The organism is Paenibacillus sp. GM2FR, assembly GCF_002803325.1.
GTDB classification, from domain to species: domain Bacteria; phylum Bacillota; class Bacilli; order Paenibacillales; family Paenibacillaceae; genus Paenibacillus_AQ; species Paenibacillus_AQ lautus.
This window is the reverse complement of record NZ_MKZM01000009.1, coordinates 469,805-488,838: the sequence shown is the minus strand read 5'-3', so window position 1 is coordinate 488,838 and position 19,034 is coordinate 469,805. Positions and strand designations below refer to the sequence as shown.

Annotated in this window: 13 protein-coding genes; 3 read left to right on the top strand and 10 right to left on the bottom strand. The window is 50.4% G+C overall.

The features are described 5' to 3' along the window. Window positions 1–166: 166 nt before the first annotated feature. Complete coding sequence (locus PAEVO_RS23190; RefSeq protein ID WP_100539887.1) at window positions 167–721, bottom strand: glycerol-3-phosphate responsive antiterminator; 555 nt, start codon at window positions 719–721, stop codon at window positions 167–169. 582 nt (window positions 722–1,303) lie between these two features. On the opposite strand from PAEVO_RS23190, the gene PAEVO_RS23185 reads away from it, so the two are divergent. Together PAEVO_RS23185 and PAEVO_RS23180 are read left to right on the top strand one after the other, a co-directional pair. Further along, window positions 1,304–2,365, top strand: a complete 1,062-nt coding sequence (locus PAEVO_RS23185) for a LacI family DNA-binding transcriptional regulator (RefSeq protein ID WP_100539886.1) — start codon at window positions 1,304–1,306, stop codon at window positions 2,363–2,365. 13 nt (window positions 2,366–2,378) lie between these two features. Further along, the gene (locus tag PAEVO_RS23180; protein WP_100539885.1) at window positions 2,379–4,076 is read left to right on the top strand and encodes an NPCBM/NEW2 domain-containing protein; all 1,698 of its coding nucleotides are present in this window, start codon (window positions 2,379–2,381) and stop codon (window positions 4,074–4,076) included. Between the two features lie 142 nt (window positions 4,077–4,218). On the opposite strand, the gene PAEVO_RS23175 is transcribed toward PAEVO_RS23180, so the two are convergent. The 9 genes from PAEVO_RS23175 to PAEVO_RS23135 all read right to left on the bottom strand — a co-directional run bounded on the left by PAEVO_RS23175 (window position 4,219) and on the right by PAEVO_RS23135 (window position 16,624). Continuing rightward, complete coding sequence (locus PAEVO_RS23175) at window positions 4,219–4,689, bottom strand: DinB family protein (protein WP_100539884.1); 471 nt, start codon at window positions 4,687–4,689, stop codon at window positions 4,219–4,221. A 148-nt stretch (window positions 4,690–4,837) separates the two neighbouring features. Beyond that, entirely contained in the window at window positions 4,838–6,913 is a 2,076-nt protein-coding gene (locus tag PAEVO_RS23170) for an amylo-alpha-1,6-glucosidase (protein WP_100539883.1), read from the bottom strand. 25 nt (window positions 6,914–6,938) lie between these two features. Next, on the bottom strand, window positions 6,939–9,068 hold the full coding sequence (locus PAEVO_RS23165) for a glycoside hydrolase family 3 N-terminal domain-containing protein (protein WP_100539882.1): 2,130 nt from the start codon (window positions 9,066–9,068) through the stop codon (window positions 6,939–6,941). 26 nt (window positions 9,069–9,094) lie between these two features. Next, window positions 9,095–9,919, bottom strand: a complete 825-nt coding sequence (locus tag PAEVO_RS23160; RefSeq protein ID WP_100539881.1) for a carbohydrate ABC transporter permease — start codon at window positions 9,917–9,919, stop codon at window positions 9,095–9,097. Window positions 9,920–9,924: 5 nt separating this feature from the next. Further along, the gene (locus PAEVO_RS23155; RefSeq protein ID WP_100539880.1) at window positions 9,925–10,869 is read right to left on the bottom strand and encodes a carbohydrate ABC transporter permease; all 945 of its coding nucleotides are present in this window, start codon (window positions 10,867–10,869) and stop codon (window positions 9,925–9,927) included. Window positions 10,870–11,054: 185 nt separating this feature from the next. Further along, window positions 11,055–12,302, bottom strand: coding sequence for an ABC transporter substrate-binding protein (locus PAEVO_RS23150; protein ID WP_100539879.1), 1,248 nt, complete (start codon window positions 12,300–12,302; stop codon window positions 11,055–11,057). Between the two features lie 173 nt (window positions 12,303–12,475). Beyond that, a complete protein-coding gene (locus PAEVO_RS23145; protein WP_100540244.1) occupies window positions 12,476–14,032 on the bottom strand; it encodes a response regulator transcription factor in 1,557 nt (518 codons plus the stop codon). Between the two features lie 7 nt (window positions 14,033–14,039). Next, window positions 14,040–15,842, bottom strand: coding sequence for a sensor histidine kinase (locus PAEVO_RS23140; protein WP_100539878.1), 1,803 nt, complete (start codon window positions 15,840–15,842; stop codon window positions 14,040–14,042). Window positions 15,843–15,880: 38 nt separating this feature from the next. Continuing rightward, window positions 15,881–16,624: a helix-turn-helix domain-containing protein gene (locus tag PAEVO_RS23135; protein ID WP_100539877.1), complete on the bottom strand. Its 744-nt coding sequence runs from the start codon at window positions 16,622–16,624 to the stop codon at window positions 15,881–15,883. 111 nt (window positions 16,625–16,735) lie between these two features. On the opposite strand from PAEVO_RS23135, the gene PAEVO_RS23130 reads away from it, so the two are divergent. After that, the gene (locus PAEVO_RS23130) at window positions 16,736–19,027 is read left to right on the top strand and encodes a glycoside hydrolase family 65 protein (RefSeq protein WP_100539876.1); all 2,292 of its coding nucleotides are present in this window, start codon (window positions 16,736–16,738) and stop codon (window positions 19,025–19,027) included. Window positions 19,028–19,034: the final 7 nt, after the last annotated feature.

Below are 19,034 nucleotides of genomic sequence, written 5' to 3'. Positions count from 1 at the left end.
CCGTCTACCCCTTAAAAAGCGCACAAAAATAGAGACGTCAAAAGAGCGCAACCTAAGAGCCACCACCTCCTATAAAAGCTAAAGTAGCTGCTACTCGGGTTATCTCATCGTCTCCACCCCTAGCAAATATGTAATTATAGTTAATCCATCAACCGAACAGGGAACCTTACGTCCAAAAACGGGTATCGCCTGTAGATACGAGGTCTGCACCGTTGGCCAGCGCCTCATCGATTTCTTCCTCGCTTCGTAAAAAACCCCCCACAATAAGCGGACAGTGAATTTCCTTTTTCAGGTCGCGGATTACACGGGGCATGAGTCCCGGCATTAATTCCACCTCATCCGGACGGGCTTGTCCGATCATTTTCACTGCGGTTCTTAAAGCAGTCGTATCAATGGCAAACACTCGCTGTATCGAGCTAATGCCCGCTTGGCGCGAAGCCAACACCGTATTCGTCTTCGTCGTAATGATTCCGTCGATCTTGTACGAATCCGCCAAATACTGTACAGCCGAATGATCCCTGCCAATGCCGCTTACCATCTCCAGATGAACAAACACTTTTTTGCCTGAGGAGTGAAGTCGATTAACGATATCTCTGAGTTTTAAGATATCGCCTGTCATCAGGTTCACCCGTTCCACCGTGCTGTTCACAGCCGCATCGATCTGTTCCAGCTTGGTAATCGAAGCGATTACGGGAAGACGCCGTGTCCTTTGATCTGCCATAAGTGCGTGTCCCCCTTTTACCGAACACACTTTATGATAAGGCGATAAGATCATGACAGTATTAACGATTTGTAAAACCTGTGTTAACGACGCTCATTAGGACTTCGATGTATCATGTATACGCTTACCATTCCGTTAACAACAGATTCTACTATATCCCTGGTTTGGTGGATTCCCCCTAGTCTTAGGATCATTCGGTTCAGCGAAGATTAGGATAGCGCTTTCAGAATAGCTTGCCAATCTATTTAATATCTATCATAGAGGAATGATTTAGCCATAGTCTATAGCGAAATTTGTATTATTTTGTCGAATTTAAAAGAATATCAACTCAATGTAACAAATATCATGGCGCGAACGGCGAATTCATGATATCGCATCACCTTAAAGACCACGCTAACACCATCTCACTTCGATACATTCCCGGACCGGCGGGATCTGCCAAGGTTATCGGGGACATTTGCAGCAAAAAAATGAAAAATTGCGCAAAAAAAATGTTGAATAATTTTCCAATGTAGAATAAGATGGCGACAAAGGGAACGGTAAGCGCTTTCCAAAATTTCAATAGACAGGTGTTATGCCGAAATGAAAATAACTTTAAAAGACATTGCCGACCATGCAAATGTATCTATTTCTTCTGTATCGAGGGCTTTAAACAACGCAAACTCAACAGCACTTGTAAACGACCAAACGCGTCTGCGCATTATTCAAGCTGCCAAGGACCTGGGTTACCATAAGTTTAACAATTCACTGCAAAAAAATGAAAATTTTTCAGTGAATAAAAAAGTTCCAAAGAGAATAGGACTCGCTTTATATGATGTAAAAGATAAATACCAAGATCCGTATTTTTCAGAGATCATTTACGGGATCGAAAGTGAATTGCTTGATCAAGAATGTATATTGGACTTTACATTTGAGGTGCAAGATATTTTCAATTTCAATTTATTTGGGGATATGAACGAGATTGACTTAGGAGTTATTTGTATCGGACCGCTTAAGCATGATTTCATAAATGAGCTTAATAAGCGGGTTCCATTTGTCATATCGGTGGGCGGAATCCCTAAGCTGGACATTGATTATGTTACGGTGGATTTTCGCAATGCGGCAATGCAAGCAGTTCAATATTTGGTGGATCTTGGTCATCGCAATATTGCTTATATTGGCGGAAGCTCTCAAGTTGGAATGCCGATTGATCAAGAAGAACGTTTCTATGGTTTTAAAGAAGCGATGGAGTTGAACCAACTTGACATTGTTCCGGAGTGGGTTCAAGACGGCTGCTTTGATCTGACCAGGAGTTATGAAGCCATGAAACAAATTTTAAACACGCAGAGTCCGCCCTCGGCCGTATTTACAGCTAGCGACAAAATGGCATTTGGGGCGTATAAGGCAATTGGTGAATATGGGCTATCGATTCCAAATGATATATCTGTTGTTTCTTTTGATAATGTCGAAATGTCAGAATTCATTAACCCTCCGTTAACAACGGTACAGGTCCACAAGCAGGAGATGGGGAGAATCGCAGTCAAATTGCTGCTTCAGCGCATGGAAGGGGGGATACCTTTGCCATTGATCAGCTATTTGCCGACAAAACTAATGGTCCGCAGTAGCTGCCGAGAAAAGCGAAGTGAAAACTATATGAACGTTTGAGGAGGGTATAATAATGAAAAAAGTAATGGCTTGTCTCGGTTTAGCCGCTTGTATGCTTTTCCCCTTGGGTGCTCCGGTGCACGCGCAATCAGCCCAAGAGGACATCCATGCAAATGAAAAAAAACCAAAAGCAACCTTTCAAGTGATCAGTGACCTGCATATTAGGGATACATCGTTCTCTCATAACAAGCTTTCGAAAGCGCTTCACGACCTGCATTCCATTGACCCGCTGGCGGATGCTTTGGTCATCAACGGAGATATAACGAATAACGGTTTTCCCGAAGAATATGCAAAGGCTCGCGAGCTTCTTGATCAATCGCCTAAACCGATGAATCTGTATATGACCATTGGGAATCATGAGTTTTTTAATGGAGCTGGAAATGAAGTGAACACCCGTCGGTTCGCAGACTTTATCGAAGAGGAGCAGGTGTATTACGAGAAAATGGTGAATGGCTATCCTTTTATATTCCTTGGCTCTGAAAGCTGGGGGCCTGTCGATTCTCCCGCCAAAGACGATGCCTATCTGAGCGACGAGCAGTTGAATTGGCTGGAAGATACTTTGGAGAAACGCAGCAAGAGCGAAAAGCCTATGTTTGTTTTTCTTCATCAGCCCCTTTCCGCCGTATATGAAGCAGCAGAAAAGCGTCTAACCGATCTCTTCTCGAAGTATCCGCAAGTTATTTTATTCTCTGGCCATACCCATCGGGATATGCGACTGCCAAATATTAACCTAACCCAGAATGAATTTACGAGCATCAATACAGCTTCTGTCTATTATACAACCTTCGCACCGACAGTAAACTGGGACGAAAGCCAAGGATTGTATGTGCAAATTTACGATGACAGGGTCGTAGTCCAAGGACGCGACTTTTACCGTAAGCAATGGATTCCCGAAACGCATTACACGATTGATGTCCAATCGGCAACCACATTTTCTTATCGTAATCACTACGTTATTCCGGGTGAAACCGCCCTATTAACCACGAAATTTACAAATTATGGACAAAACACAATCGAGGCCATCCAATTGGACTTAACGGCCCCTGATGGTTGGAGTGTAGAGGCAGTGACGGATCCTCTGGTCACCCATCTTTCGCCTGGAAGTTCGATTGAAACAGATTGGCGTGTGACGCCCCCTGATACTGCTGAGCCTGGATTCGCAAAATTAGATGCAGCCGTCTTATTTGAATATGGGGAAAATAATAAGCAAACAGAATGGAGTGCCGACTCTATAGTCTGGATACCAGAACGGCTCCCAGCTGCCGATTCTTATGTAAGTGATGTGGAATGGATTCATTCCGCAAATCATTGGGGGCCCGTGGAACGGGATCAAAGCAACGGTGAAAAAGCAAAAGACGACGGAAAAACCATAACGATTGGCGGCGTAGAATATACGAAAGGCTTAGGTGTGCATGCGAATGCTGAGATTGCTTATTATATAGGCGGCAGCTTCTCTACATTTACTGCAGATATCGGAATCGATGATGAAGTGGGTAATAGAGGATCGGTCGTCTTTCAAATTTGGGCAGACGGCGAGAAGGTCTATGACAGCGGGCTTGTTACCGGATCTGATTCCGCCAAAAAAGTTCATGCGGATATCTCCGGCGCAAACGTACTGAAACTGGTCGTCACTGATGGCGGAGACGGCACTGGCTACGACCATGCGGATTGGGCAAATGCCCATATTGCCAGATCCGATGTAAACAGCTAGAAAGGCTAATAAAAAGGGTTAAAAGGCACCCCATTTCCGGTCATTTCCGGATTTGGGGTGCCTTTTGCATACCTTGAATTACATACGAATCCCATAGGATTCGTTGCGTGGTCCCTCCTTTAGCTCCTCTGCCGGGCAAAAACTATTCGAATAACGGTACCTTCGGATCCTTCCCGTTACAATGAACCAGCATCGCATGCAGCTGTCCTCTGTGGTGATACATATGCGCCACGATTTCGAGCAGCCATTCGTACCTCGAATAGGTGGCACCCCAGTAGGACGTCATCTCCTGATGGAGCCCTTCTTCCGTCATCTCTCGATAAGCCTGCTCCAGATAAGAATAGTTGCTTAATAATTCAGCCTGTAAATCCTTCAGGTTATTTAACGATACACCTGCATAATAGGCGCTCATCTCCTCTTGCGTGGCTCCTCCGGATATGTGAAAATCGGCCCGGCAGATTACGGCGATATGCTTGAGCAGCTCTCCAACGGAATGCTTGCCCTCCGTCGGCTTGACGAGCAGATCCGCTTCATCCAGCCTATCGATGATCGCGACAATCGAGACGACAGCCACCTCAATCTGATGTAAGGCATATGTACAATAGGAATTCATATGTTCTCTCCAATCCAATATGTATACACTAATATGTTCGAACTCGCTCCATCATTATAGAACATACGTTCCTCATATTTCAACAAAAAAACAACCTGCCCCTTAAACACTAAGAGACAGGTTGTTCCGCCATACGTCTTATGACCGATCAGCCAACGAGATGAAATCCTGTTGTGTTCTCAAGCACTTCCACGTGGAACGCGCTGCTGCCGTCAGCCTCGCGCACGACGCTAACCGAAAGGTGCCCGTTTCCGATCGCAATCTTCTCGGCCTTCAGTTCGTTTATCCCTTCCGGAAGGAACGGCGACAACGCGATTTCCTTCTTCGCCCCGTTCGGATACAATCCGAGCATCGCCTGCAGGAAGACGATCGAGGTTCCGGCCGCCCAAGCCTGCGGCGAACAGGTTGTCGGATACGGAACCGGATGGCCCAGCTTCGCATCATGCCCGCAGAACAGCTCCGGCAGACGCTGGTACTCAAAATGAGCCGATGCCTGCAGCAGGCCGGAGATCACCTTCCCTGCCTCCTCCTTGAACCCCTGCTTGCCGAGTCCCAGCAGAATCATTGCATTGTCATGCGGCCATACGCTGCCGTTGTGATAACTCATCGGGTAATATCCGGTGGAGTCCGTGCTCATCGTGCGGATGCCGTAACCGTTAAACATGTCGTTTCTAAGCATCCGCTCGGCTTGCGCCTTCGAGCGGCTCTCTTCCGGCAAACCGCTCATAAGCAAATGCCCGGGATTCGAGGACACGCTGCGTACCTGGCGCAGATCCTTATCCAGCGCGATGGCGTAACACTGCTCATCCTCCATCCAGAAGGTCGCTTCGAAACGGACGCGAAGCTCCTCGGCTTCCGACTCCAGCCTGCGGGCCAGTTCCAGCTCGCCCAGCTCCGCGAAGACGGGTACCAGCGACTGCTTCGCTTGATACACGTAACCCTGGACCTCCGACAGTGCGATCGGGGATTCCGCATACTCGCCGTTCTCATGGATGATCGAGTTGGCGGAATCCTTCCAGCCTTGGTTCGGGAAGCCTTTCTCGGCTTTCTGCTTGTAGGCCATGAAGCCGGAGCCCGCTTCCAGCGCGGCATCGATATAATCCAGTGCCCGCAGCATGTTCGGCTTGAGCTCCTCCGCCAGGGAGAGATCGCCCGTCCAGCGGTAATACTCGCCGATCAGCGCCAGGAACAGCGGCGTGGAATCGATGGTGCCGTAGTACGGCGAGAACGGGGACTGATTCGTCGTGACCAGCTCTCCGTAGCGAATCTCATGCATGATTTTGCCCGGCTGCTCATCCCGCCAAGGGTCCGTCTTCTCGCCTTGATAAGCCGCCAGCGTTCTCAAGGTTCCTTTGGCAAGCTGCGGGTTCACCGGAAGCATGAACATCGCCGTGATCAAGCTGTCTCTGCCGAATGGAACCGCGAACCACGGCAGTCCCGCGACCGTTGTATCACCGAAGCCCACATCGGTCGTCAGCATGCGCAGATCCTGCAGTCCTCTTTGGTACAAGCCGCTGAACAGCGCGGAATCCGATTGGACCCGCGAGCTGTTCGCGTACCAAGCTTCATAGGAGGCTTCGAGTTTCTTCAGCCCCTCTTCGTAGGTCAGCGGCGTCCCTGCGGAATGCTGCTCCGTCATCGGCGTGACAAAGAACGTAATCACCTTCTGCTCTTTGGCTTTCAGGGACAAAGGGAACGAAACATTCCCGGCTTGATCCATTTGGCCGCCGTCCGCATCCCAAGCAATGCGCGTCTGTCTTCTCAGGTTGTCAGCGCCGACATAAGCCAGTGTCATCTCTTGATCGCCTGTCTGTATACCCTCCATCTTGCCGACTTCCCCTGTACGGTATTTGCGCACCAGGAACATATCCTGAAAATCGGCATCAAAGGACGCGGCAAACTCGATATTCGAATCGGTCACAAAGTAATTGGTCAGCGTGCAGCGCTCATACAGGACGCCATCATAGATGAAACGCTCCCGAAGTACTTCAATCGCCCCTTCATCCTTGGCATCCTTCATCAGGCGGAAGGAGGCCACATAGCTTTTATCCCCCGTGGAGGACAGGAGCGAAGGCTTCTGGCCATCGATGAACAGCTCCATGCGGCTCAGGAAACGGGTATCCTTCGTATACAAGCCATGGCCCTGATCGTCCCCTTGGACGATATCTCCGTTAAGTCCAGTCAGAAAGAATAAATCTCCTTCTTTAATTACACGGTAGTCCATGTTTAAATCCCCCTTTGATTCCGGTTTATTCAACAACCGCAAGCTCAGCCTGCAGTCCTTCTTCCGAATGCGGTCCGACCCAGACATGGAACTTTCCGGGCTCTACCGTAAAATCAAGCCTTTCATCCAACAGCCCCAGCTCTTCACGTCCCAGCGTAAAATGTACCTCCCTGCTTTCACCCGGCTGCAGCTGTACCTTGCGGAATCCCTTCAACTCTTTGACCGGCCGGGTAGAGCTTGCCACCAAGTCGCGGATATACAGCTGCGCGGTCTCCTCGCCGGCTCTGGATCCGGTATTCGTTATGCTCACGGATACATGCACGGTCCCGTCCCGGCCAATTTGATGCCGATCCAGCTGCAAATCCGTATATTCGAATGTTGTATAACTGAGGCCGTACCCGAACGGATACAGCGGAGCATCGTCGCAATCGATATAATCTTCGTACAAATGAGGACGTCCGGTATTCTTCCGGTTGTAATACATCGGAATTTGGCCCGTTGCGCGCGGAACGGTAACCGGCAGGCGACCGCTCGGATTGTGAGCGCCGGTCAGCACATCCACAAGCGCAAGGCCTGTGGCGGTTCCCAAATGCCAAGCTTCCACTACGGCGTCTGCATGTTCATGCAGCCATGGAGTGGCAAGCGGACGGCCGTTCATCAGCACGACGACGATCGGCGTGCCGGTCTGCCGTTTCAGCTCCTGAATCAATCGCTCCTGACAGGAGGGAAGCGTAATCGAGGTCACATTGTAGTGTTCGCCCGTCATTGCTTCGGATTCACCCACAACGACTACGGCGACATCACTCTGTCTAGCGAGCTCCACAGCCCGTTCCACTCCCCCATCCATTTCCTCCAGAATCCCGCTGCCCTCCTCGTAGAACACCTCGGCCTTCGGTGCGATTTCCGATTGAAAAGCGTCCCATACCGTGACAACGTCCTCATCCCGGCCTTTCCAAGCCCAGCAGCCCATCGAGTTGTGGCGGTCATCGGCCAGCGGCCCGATCAAGGCCAGCTTTTTGTGCTTAGCGGTATCCAGCGGCAAAATCCCGCTGTTATTCTGCAGCAGCACGATCGATCTCCGGGCGCTGTCCCTGGCCTGAGCCAGATGTGCCGCAGGAATGGCTTGCCCTTTCAGCGGATCTCCGGCTTCTTCTGCGTCTTCGCTTACATACGGGTTCTCGAACAATCCGAGGCGGATTTTCACCCGCAATATGCGAAGCACCGCGTCATCCAACAGCTTGAGCAGCTCAGGGTTATCCTGGACCAGCGCCTCCAGATGATCGAGATAGACGCCGGAATGCATGTCCATGTCGACCCCGGCGTTCAATCCCTTCCGCGCGGAATCCTTCCGGTCTTCCGCATAGCCGTGGTAGATCAGCTCTTCGATCGATTCCCAGTCGCTGACCACCATGCCGTCAAAGCCCCACTCCCGCTTCAAGATATCCCGCAGCAGATAACGGCTTCCTGAAGCAGGAACCCCGTTCAGTTCGCTGAAGGCGCTCATCACGGACAGAGCCCCTGCCCGAATCCCGTGCTCAAACGGCGGCAGCACGGTTTCCCGCAGCGTCCGCTCCGACATGTCCGTCGTATCGTAGTCCCGGCCGCCTTCAACCCAGCCATAACCGGCAAAATGCTTCACGCATGCCGCTACCGTCGGGTAGCCATCCTTATTCGGACTTTGAAATCCTCTAACCTTCGCGGCAGCGGCCAGGGAGGACAGATAGGCATCCTCCCCCGTACTCTCCGCGATGCGGCCCCAACGGGGATCACGCGTGATGTCCACCATCGGGGCAAAGGTCCAGCGGATGCCTTCCGCCGCGGCCTCTATTGCCGCCATGCGGGCGTTTTTCTCCATCCCTTCGAGATCCCAGCTGGCGGCTTCCCCGAGCGGTATCGGAAAGATGGTACGAAAACCGTGAATGACATCGTCCCCGATGAGAAGGGGAATCCCCAGCCGCGTTTCCTCCACGGCCAGCCGCTGGAGCTCGTTGATCTTTTTCGGACCATGCACATTCAGCAGCGATCCGATCTTGCCTTCGGCAACCAGCTTCAGCTCCTGCTCCTCGCATCGGCCGTACTGCACCGTTTGACCGATCTTCTCGGTCAAGGTCATCTGCGCGAGAATGTCCTTTGCGCGCTGTTCCACGTTATCCATGTCTAATCCCTCCCGATGCTTCTTTATCAGCCTTTGACCCCGGCGTTCGAAATCCCCTCGATATATTGACGCTGGAACAGGAAGAAGAACAGGATGATTGGCAGCGTGGACAGCACGACCCCGGCCATAATCATCGGCGTATTCTCAAAGAACATATCCTTCACGCTGTTCAGACCCACAACCAGCACATACATTTCCGGCGTATTCGCCAGCGTGCTCGGAACGAGGTAACTGTTCCAGGTTCCGGCAAAAGCAAGAATCGACATCGTAATCAGCGATGAACGGGCCAGCGGATACACGATCCGCCAGAAAGCCCCCATCTTTGTCAGGCCATCCATCCGCGCAGCCTCCAAAAACTCATTCGGAACCGAGATAAAGAACTGACGAAGCATGAAGATGTACAAGCCCTGATACAGGAAAGGTACCGTTAACCCCCAGAACGTGTTCAGCCATCCAAGCTGCGCCACATTTACGTACACCGGGATCAGGATCATATGGTAAGGCACCATCATGGTAGCCACGACGATCCAGTAAATCAGGCCTTTCCCCTTGAAATTCAGCTTGGCTAGCGCAAAGCCGGCCATCGGGTTAATGATGAGGTTCCCAATGACAACGACGCCGGTCATGATCACGGTGTTCAAAAACCATCTCGGCACGTTGTACGCATCGTTCGTGAAGAAGATTTTAAAGTTCTCGAACGTCCAGTTTGCCGGCGACGTCAGCGTATTGACGTGGCGCATCGGGATGATGGACGTATAGATGGTATAGAGAAAAGGAAGGGCGAATAAGAGCCCCAGAATGATCGTGCCGATATACAGAAACAGCCGACCGTTGTTCGTACGGGTCAACATTACTCTCACTCCTTCTCATCCAAGAATTTTTTTTGCAGGTACGTAATCAGCATGATGATCATGAAGAACAGCACCACCGCCGCGCTTCCGTAACCAATGTTCATGTAACGGATCCCGTGCTGGTAGAAATACGTGACCACCGTACTGGTAGCGCCCGCAGGCGAACCGAGTGCGCCATACCGGGAAATCGCCGCAATCTGGTCGTAGATCTGGAAGCCGGCAATCGTCGATACCGACACGATGAAGAACGTGATCGGCTTCAGGAACGGCACCGTAATGTAGCGGAATTTGTTCCACTTGGACGCTCCGTCAATCTCGCCCGCTTCATACAGATCCTTCGGAATTTCCTGCAGACCCGACAAATATACAATCATGGTGAAGCCCGCTTGCTGGAAGATAAACAGAATACATACGAATAAGAGCGCATAGTTGGTATCCGCAAACCATGTCACATTCCCGAAGCCCAACGCTCCGAAAAATTCCGTTAGAAAGGTTCCCTGCTTAAACAGCATCATGAATACGGTTGTGATCGCGATTTGCGAGGTGATATACGGAATGAAGAATACCGTCCGAAATATCCCCTTGCCCTTCAGCTTCTGATTGACCAGGATGGCCAAGAGCAGACCGAGAACAGTCTGAATCGGAATCGAGATGATCACAATTTCCAGGGAATGAAGCAGCGCCCGGAAGAATTCTTTATCTTGAAGTATCGTGACATAGTTTTCTAGGCCGATGAATTTCGCCTGGTCCAAGGCAGCGAAATTCGCATCCTGAAAACTTCTTACGAAAGACTGGATAAATGGATAGAGAAACCACCACGCCCACAATATCAAAAAGGGCAGTGAAAACAACCAGCCCAGCGTCTTGTCGGAGTCTGCCAACGAACGGAACCAGGATTGCCTGATCTTGTTTCCTTTCAAATCAGCGTGCTTGCTGCTGTAATCGGACAAAAGTTATCCCCCACTCCCATACTCAATTTGGATGGATCACGAAAATACCCCCACAAAGTGGAGCCTATGCTACGTTGCTTATTCCAAATACTTTGCGGGGACCCCAAAAAATTTATAAATTCTAGTATGTGAACAAAGGCTCCCGCTCCCCTGAGAACAAGGAGCGGGAGCGGGTGTTGCCTTTTTTATTTGAATTGGCCTTGAATATCGTCGAGAATTTGCTGAGCCGTTTTACCGGAGCCGCCAAGAATCAAGCCTTCCAATTCTTTAACGAGCTCATCCGTGAAACGCTTGGTATCTGTCGGATAACCATAGTCTGTGCTGTACTCCAGCGCAGGCTGCAGCGCCTTGAATTCAGGGTTTTTCTCGAAGTACTGCTCGGACAATGAGGCTACCGCCGGATTGAAGCCAAGCTCCATGAATGCGGTTTGCGTATCGTCATTGGTCATGTAATAAGCAGCTTTGAGCGCAGCTTCTTTGTTCTTCGCGTCTTTCAGTACCATGTAAGCGTCAGAGCTCATGGTGCTGCCGTTGGTTGTTCCTTTTGGCACCGGAATAGCTACCATTTTGAGGTCCGGATTGGCATCCTTCAGGTAACCTTTGTACCAGTAACCACCTGTACTCATAGCGCCCTGCTCGTTGCTGAATACTTCGCCGTCCCAGCCAAAGCCAAGGGATTTAGGAGTTACAGCAAGTCCCTGATCATACATATCGATGATCATTTCCAGCGCTTTTACGTTCTCTGGGGAGTTGATGGTCTCACCGTTACCCCAGCCGCCGCCGAAACTCTTCACGTAGTTCGTAATATGGAAGGCATCCAGATTGACGATGATGCCCTTCACATCCCCTTTGTTCAGTACTTTCGCTGCTTCGATCACTTCATCCCAAGTGGCTGGGTACTCGCCGAGGCCAGCATCTTTCCACATTTGCTCGTTGATGAAGAACATCGCAGGCATATCACTGTTAGGCACACCGTATTGTTTTCCATCCACGTTCCAGATGTTCTTCGATGTATCCGGGAAACGGTTCATGTCGACGCCCGTGGCTTGAACCAGGTCATCGATTGGCGAGAACAATCCTTTGTTGATGTACTCGTAAGCACCTTCGTTGGACATTTTAATGAAGTCCGGCGCGACGCCGGCAGCGATTTCACCCGGAAGCGTGTTCCAGAACTGCTCGCTGCTTGGATATTGTTTGATTTTCAGTTCGATCTCCGGATACTGCTCGGAGATGGTGTCCGCGGCTTTCTGATAAATCTCCAAATCCTGCGCCGTACCCCAGAATCCGAAATTCACCGTTACTTTTTCAGCAGCGTCTCCGGCTCCGTTATCTGTATTGTCAGCGCTTTTATTGCCGCCGCAAGCGGTTAAACCAACAACAAGAGCCAGGCACAACACCAGCATGGCTGAAAACTTCTTGTTCCATTTACCCATGATGCTACCCCCCACGTTTCTTTTCGTTTTACCTTGCACCTTCATCATATAGACCCGAGACAATAAAAAAAATTAATCAAATGATGATTAATTTTTTAAAATTGACTATTTTTTTATAAATAGATTGCACTGCAAAGGCGTTTTTATGAAAAATCACACTTTCTTTTCGAATATCACACTTCTTCTTTCCTATACTGTTTAGGAGAAAAGCCCGTGTATTTTTGGAATACAATGGCAAAATGGGCCTGGTTATTAAATCCTACCATCTCGGCAACGTCATAGATTTTGTAGCGGTAGTCCTTGAGCAGCACCTTCGCCTTCTCGATCCGGAGCTCATTAATATAATCGAATAGTCCTTGACCGACCTCTTGCTTAAACAACCGGCTGACATAATTCGGGCTGACATGGAACAGCTCCCCGAACAATTTCAAGGAGAGACTCTCGGGGTAGTGCTCTTCCGTATACTCCATAATATTGCGCGTTAGCTGGCTGTAACCCTTATGCTCCAGCTGATAGCGTTGCTTGAACCGCTCCTCGAACAAGGCCCGGTATGCGGCCGACAGCTGCCCAAACTCATGGATCTCTTCAAAGGCCGATGTTTCTTCTTGAACGTCTCCCCCGTCCGATACGCCCGTGCCCTCCCCGATCATAAACAGCAGACCTTCGTATACCTTGCGGACATCCTTCTCTTCCATGCATTCTTCTTGCGCCAGAAACTTCTCCCACTTGGACAGCAGCTCCATAAACCGGTCGTTGGCTTCTTCCCGGAGCGCAGACTTCATCTGGCCTAAATAGGCATCGGCCTGTTTATAGACATGTTCACCCTTCTGCTTCAGATGCTGATAATAAAAGATCGACGTATCCGGGTGATAAAATTGATGGGATAGTGCCTTGTCCGCTTGCTCGTACCCCGTCCGAATGCCGTCGAAATCGGCAAACCAGTCGCTGATGCCCAGCACGATGTCAATATTGACAAACCGTTTGAGCGCCGAGCTGATCATTTGCACCATTTTATTAACGCGCGTCAACGAGGCCAGCAGGCTCTTCAACTCACTGTTGCTGATGAATACGGCACTGCACTGTTCATCCAGCTGAAGGTACTCGACTTCCTTCTCCGTGGACAGAATCTCGCTGACGACGTTCTGCACCGTATTCGGCAGGATCGACTCGGTTTCCTTGGCATACCTTTTGATGACCGAGTGATAATTTTTGATTCTGAAAAGGACGACATACATATTGCCCTCTTTGAGCCCCGTTTCCTGCAGATCATGAACATGGCCATGGAGAGCGTCATATAAAATCTGCTCCTTCCGGTTGCCCGCTGCATTCGGCCCTATTTGAGCAGGAATCCCCCGGCTCCCATACTGCTCCCGCACGCTCTTCAGCATCGCGGTCAGCTCGCGTTCATTCATGTCAGGTTTGTGGAAATAATCAAAAGCACCCAGCTTCAACGCTTCCTTCACGTACGCAATATCATCAAAGCTGCTCAATACGACCGTTTGAACCGGGAGCTGCCGGTCCTTGATCGACCGGAGCACCTCGATCCCGTCCATTTTCGGCATTTTGATATCCAGCAGTACCACGTCCGGCGCCGTTTCCGTTATCAGACGCAGCGCTTCTTCGCCGTCCCCCGCTTCACCGACAATCTCCACGCCCTGGGCTTCCCAGTCAATCGCCGATTTGATCCCGATCCGAACGAGCGGCTCGTCATCTACTATAAGTATTCGCACTTGCTTATCACCCTGTTTCTTCTGTGATGATCGGAACCCGCAGCCATGCGACCGTTCCGCCATGCTCTCCCCTCTTGATCCACAGGCCGTATTCCGGCCCAAAATGAAGGGATATCCGGTTCCGTATATTGTTCAATCCAATCGAGTTGAAGGTATCCTGCGGACCGCCCTGCTCCACCTTCGCTTGTCCGCCCTCCGGAAAACCGCGCCCGTTATCACTTACTTTCATAATCAGCACATCCGATTCCTCATAAATCGATATGATCAGGCTGCCCTTGTAATCGATGCCTTCAAAGCCGTGGAACACCGCGTTCTCCACAAGGGGCTGGAGCAGAAACTTCAGGGTCCTATGATTCATTACGGCCGGATCCACCTCGTATATGACATCAAATTTATTAAAATAGCGGAAATCGAGAATTTTCGTATAGTTCTCCATGAATTCGACTTCCTCGGCAATGGTCACGTAGTCGCCTTCCTTCTTCACCGTGAACTTGATGACCGAAGAGAAGGCCTGCAGCGCTTCTTCAATGCCGGTTGCCCCCTGGATCTTGGCCATCCACTTGATCACGTTCAGCGTATTATATATAAAATGCGGACGGATCTGCGACTGCAGCGCATTCATCTCCAGATTCCGCTTCTCCTCTTCCTCCACATAGATCCGCTCGATTAAATCACGAATTTCGTGCAGCATCTGGTCCACGGTATGGCTGATCACGCCGATTTCGCCGTGCTGCCTCGTATCAAAGCTTACGTCAAGCTGACCTTGGGAGACAAGCTTCATTTTGCTGTTCAGCACCGCCAACGGCTTCATGATCGTGGTGGCGATCCGGGCCGAGATCAGGATGGACAGCACGAGCAGCAGGATCAACGCGCCGATCAAGATGGCGACCATAAGATAAACAATCGAGAACAAATCCTTCTTCGGTATGACCGTAACCGCCTTCCAATTTGCCATGGAAGAGGAAGAAGAAATCATGTAGGTATCCCGATTGATCTGCGTGTTGACTTGGCCGTCCGCGTTATATTGAAAGTCGCTCCCTAATACCTCGGACGCCGCCCGCCCGATTTCCTCAGGGTGAACGCTGTGCACGATATGATCGGTTTCGTCGATCAAGTAAAATTTCGTATTCTCGGAAAATGCCGACTGGCTCCACAGCGTCTTGAGTTTATCCACCGAAATATTAAAGAGGATAAAGCCGAGATCCTCCTTCGTGTACGGGTCCATGATGGCCCTGCCCACTGACACGACCGGCATTCCTTTCGTCGACAGCAGCCGCTCCTTATGAATTCCTACAGGAACAAAGCCGCCGTAGGCTTCCCGGATTTTTTGGACAAAAGGCTCGCGGGTAAACTGATCCTTGAAATAACCGAAGTTCATATATTCCCGGTTGCTTCGGCCGATGATGGACCGGCTGTTCTCGTGATAGATAACCACCGAGTCAATCAAATCGGAATACAGCATGATCCCGCTCTGGATCAAGCCGTTCACTTTATCGAAATCCTGCCCCCGTTCAAGCAATGGATACGTCACCTTGCCGTAATCCTTGCGCATAATGGCGTACACCGTGGAATCCTGAATCGGGAACATGGACAGTCGCAGCAGCGGCTGTAAAGAGGTGTCGATATTTTTAATAATTTGTTTGTTGTTCTCAACGGCGGCATCAATCATCGTACTTCGGTTGTTCTCCACGTAGACCCAGGATACGATGCCCCCGATCAGAAGGAGGGGAACGATGATAAAGGCGGAGAACGCCGCAATCAGTTTTTTCTCCAGACTTAAGTGAAGCATGTTCTGCTTTAGTTTCTTCATGAGTGTCTCTCTCTTCTCGTTGCTCGATAGGATCGTCTTTAACGCGCCGTCCCGCTTATTCGGAATTTTCTTGGCGTCATCCCCGTAAAATTCTTGAATAATTGCGTATAATAACTCTGGCTGCAGAACTTGAACGTAAAAGCAATTTCGGATATCGACTGATTCGTATTGGCCAGCAAATGCTTGGACTCCTCAATCTTCCGCCGATTAATAAAGGTGGTTATGGATACGCCCGTCTCCCGCTTAAAACGATCGGACAGATAGCTCGGGTGGACTTTCAAATATTCAGCAACCCTCTGCAGGGTCAGCTCCTCAAAAATATGCTCCCTAATGTAATAGATCGCCAGGTTCACAATGTGAGAGAAAGACACGTCCTCCTTCTCGGAGCGAATCATCGACACAAACTGCACCAGCATCTCATATTCAAAATGAACCAGCCGCTCCACATCGCTCATTCGCTCGATCTCCAGGATCAGCGTGTCACTTAAATGAAATGCAATTTCAGGATCCACGCCGCCTTTGATAATCGCCCGGGTAAATAAGGTGCAGGACGCAATCAGGGCATTCTTCTTCGACCGAAGCGGATACGTCGCCAGCACAGCCGCTTCCAGCTCGTTAATCTTGCGCAGCATGTCCATGGCTCTATTCTCATCGCCGAAGCGGATCGCTTCCAGCAGTTCGTGCTCATAGTCAAACGGGGGATGGATAAAATTCTCACGCAAATAATGCATGCGAGAAGACAAGTAAAACGGACGGTTTCCCGAGCGTGAAGGCTCTTTCATTATTTCCACACCACCTAAAAATATTGATAAAAACCTTGATATTTTAGTATAACATAACCCCGATTGGCTCTAAAATTCAAGCATAACCATGCTAGGAAGGAAGTGTAGACCATGACCTGGAATATATCAAATCCTGATTTGTCACAGCAAGCCTTGCTGAATATGGAAAGTATTTTTGCACTCGGAAACGGTTACTTGGGTGTACGCGGCAATTTCGAGGAAGGCTACGGAGAGAGTTTGTCCACCATTCGCGGTACGTATCTGAACGCTTTCCACGACGTGATTGAAATCCCTTACGGCGAGAAGCTCTTCGCCTTTCCCGATACACAGCAAAAACTCGTTAACAATATTGATGCCCAAACGGTCCTGATCTATTTAGGCGACGAAAAAGAACCTTTCCGCCTCGATCACGGCATGATCACTTCGCATGACCGACGCTTGCATATGGACAAGGGGTACTCGGAGCGAATCGTGCAGTGGAAATCACCTGAAGGCAAAGAGATCAAGCTGACCTTCCGCCGCCTGGTGTCCTTCACACATCGGGAATTGTTTGCGATCCATGTAAGGATCGAACCGGTTAATTTCAACGGGCAGGTCCGTATCGTCTCCACCGTGAACGGCAACGTGAGGAACTACACTAATGCCAATGATCCCCGGGTCGGAGCAGGACATGCGGAACGGATGGCCGTCATCGATGCCGGCGTCAAGGGCAGCGATGCCTATGTTGTTGACGAGACGATGGCGTCCAAGCTGCGCGCTGCCTGCGTGACCCGTCACCGCTTGGATGCCGATGCCGACATTCAGCTCGAGGCTGGAACCGGAGAGGTTACGTTCACGGCTACCCTTCCATTGACCGGACCGATCCACTTTACGAAATACAATCTGTATACCGACAGTCTTCGTCACGGGCAGGAGATGATCGAGCGTGGCATTCAGCTGCAGGAGGAGTTGAAGGATACTTCGTTCGAGGACTTGCTTGCCGGGCAGACCCAGTATCTGAACGCCTACTGGAAATCCGCCGATGTGGTGATTCAGAACGATGGCCAGCTCCAGGAAGGCATCCGCTTCAATCTATTCCAGCTGCTGCAATCCGCCGGTCGGGACAAGCACAGCAATATTTCCGCCAAAGGATTAAGCGGCGAAGGTTATGAAGGCCATTATTTCTGGGACACGGAAATTTACATGTTCCCTGTATTCCTGATGACGCAGCCGGACATCGCGCGCCAGCTGCTGCTGTATCGCTATTCCACGCTGGAGCAGGCGAGAGACAGAGCCCGGGAAATGGGCCACCGGCAAGGCGCTCTGTTCCCGTGGCGCACGATATCGGGAACCGAATGCTCCTCCTTCTTCCCATCGGGAACAGCGCAATATCATATCAGCGCAGACATCGCATACAGCTATATTCAGTATTATCTCGCCGAGCAGGACCGGGATTTCCTCTTGTCTTACGGGGCCGAGGTGCTGATCGAAACCGCCCGCTTGTGGGCCGACATCGGCCACTATTATAACGGCGCTTTCCATATTGATGAGGTGACGGGGCCGGATGAATATACCTGCTGCGTGAATAACAACTATTACACCAACGTCATGGCAAAGCATAATCTGAAATGGGCTGCCAAGAGCTGCGCCATTCTGGAATCCTACGATACGCAAGGCTTCAAGTCCCTGTGTGACCGACTTGGCGTAACCGAGGATGAAATTTCAGCTTGGGCCAAAGCGGCAGATGCTATGCTGCTTCCGTATGATGAAGCACTCGGCATTAACCCGCAGGATGATACATTCCTCCGCAAAGCGGTATGGGATTTCGACAACACGCCGGAGGACAAATATCCGCTGCTGCTGAACTACCATCCGCTGACCATTTACCGTTACCAGGTGTGTAAACAGGCGGATACGGTGCTCGCTCACTTCCTGCTCGAAGACGAGCAAAGCTTGGAAACGATACAGCGTTCCTATGACTACTATGAAGGCATCACAACGCATGATTCGTCCCTGTCCTCCTGCATCTTCAGCATCATGGCTTCGAAGATCGGCAATATGGACAAAGCGTATGAGTATTTCATCGAGACGGCACGCCTTGACCTGGACAATACGCACGGCAACACGAAGGACGGCCTGCACATGGCCAACATGGGCGGTACCTGGATGTCGATCGTCTACGGCTTTGCCGGCATGCGTCTGAAGGAAAGCGGACTTTCCCTCTCCCCGGCCATTCCGAAGGACTGGGAGAAGTATGCATTCCGCCTGAACTTCCGCGGCCGCCTCATCGGCGTATCCATCGAGAAGGACGGCGTGACCTTGGAGATCGTGGAAGGCGATTCCATTGAGATTAAGCTGTACGACGAGGCCGTAACGCTTGAAGCCGGGAAGCCCCTGAAACATGCGCTTCAGAGCAATTCATGATGTTTAT

What these genes read in the sequence shown, in the direction of transcription:
- PAEVO_RS23190 (WP_100539887.1), bottom strand. Translation starts at nt 721, where the DNA reads ATGGCAGATCAAAGGACACGGCGTCTTCCCGTAATCGCTTCGATTACC.
- PAEVO_RS23185 (WP_100539886.1), top strand. Translation starts at nt 1,304, where the DNA reads ATGAAAATAACTTTAAAAGACATTGCCGACCATGCAAATGTATCTATT.
- PAEVO_RS23180 (WP_100539885.1), top strand. Translation starts at nt 2,379, where the DNA reads ATGAAAAAAGTAATGGCTTGTCTCGGTTTAGCCGCTTGTATGCTTTTC.
- PAEVO_RS23175 (WP_100539884.1), bottom strand. Translation starts at nt 4,689, where the DNA reads ATGAATTCCTATTGTACATATGCCTTACATCAGATTGAGGTGGCTGTC.
- PAEVO_RS23170 (WP_100539883.1), bottom strand. Translation starts at nt 6,913, where the DNA reads ATGGACTACCGTGTAATTAAAGAAGGAGATTTATTCTTTCTGACTGGA.
- PAEVO_RS23165 (WP_100539882.1), bottom strand. Translation starts at nt 9,068, where the DNA reads ATGGATAACGTGGAACAGCGCGCAAAGGACATTCTCGCGCAGATGACC.
- PAEVO_RS23160 (WP_100539881.1), bottom strand. Translation starts at nt 9,919, where the DNA reads ATGTTGACCCGTACGAACAACGGTCGGCTGTTTCTGTATATCGGCACG.
- PAEVO_RS23150 (WP_100539879.1), bottom strand. Translation starts at nt 12,302, where the DNA reads ATGGGTAAATGGAACAAGAAGTTTTCAGCCATGCTGGTGTTGTGCCTG.
- PAEVO_RS23140 (WP_100539878.1), bottom strand. Translation starts at nt 15,842, where the DNA reads ATGAAGAAACTAAAGCAGAACATGCTTCACTTAAGTCTGGAGAAAAAA.
- PAEVO_RS23135 (WP_100539877.1), bottom strand. Translation starts at nt 16,624, where the DNA reads ATGAAAGAGCCTTCACGCTCGGGAAACCGTCCGTTTTACTTGTCTTCT.
- PAEVO_RS23130 (WP_100539876.1), top strand. Translation starts at nt 16,736, where the DNA reads ATGACCTGGAATATATCAAATCCTGATTTGTCACAGCAAGCCTTGCTG.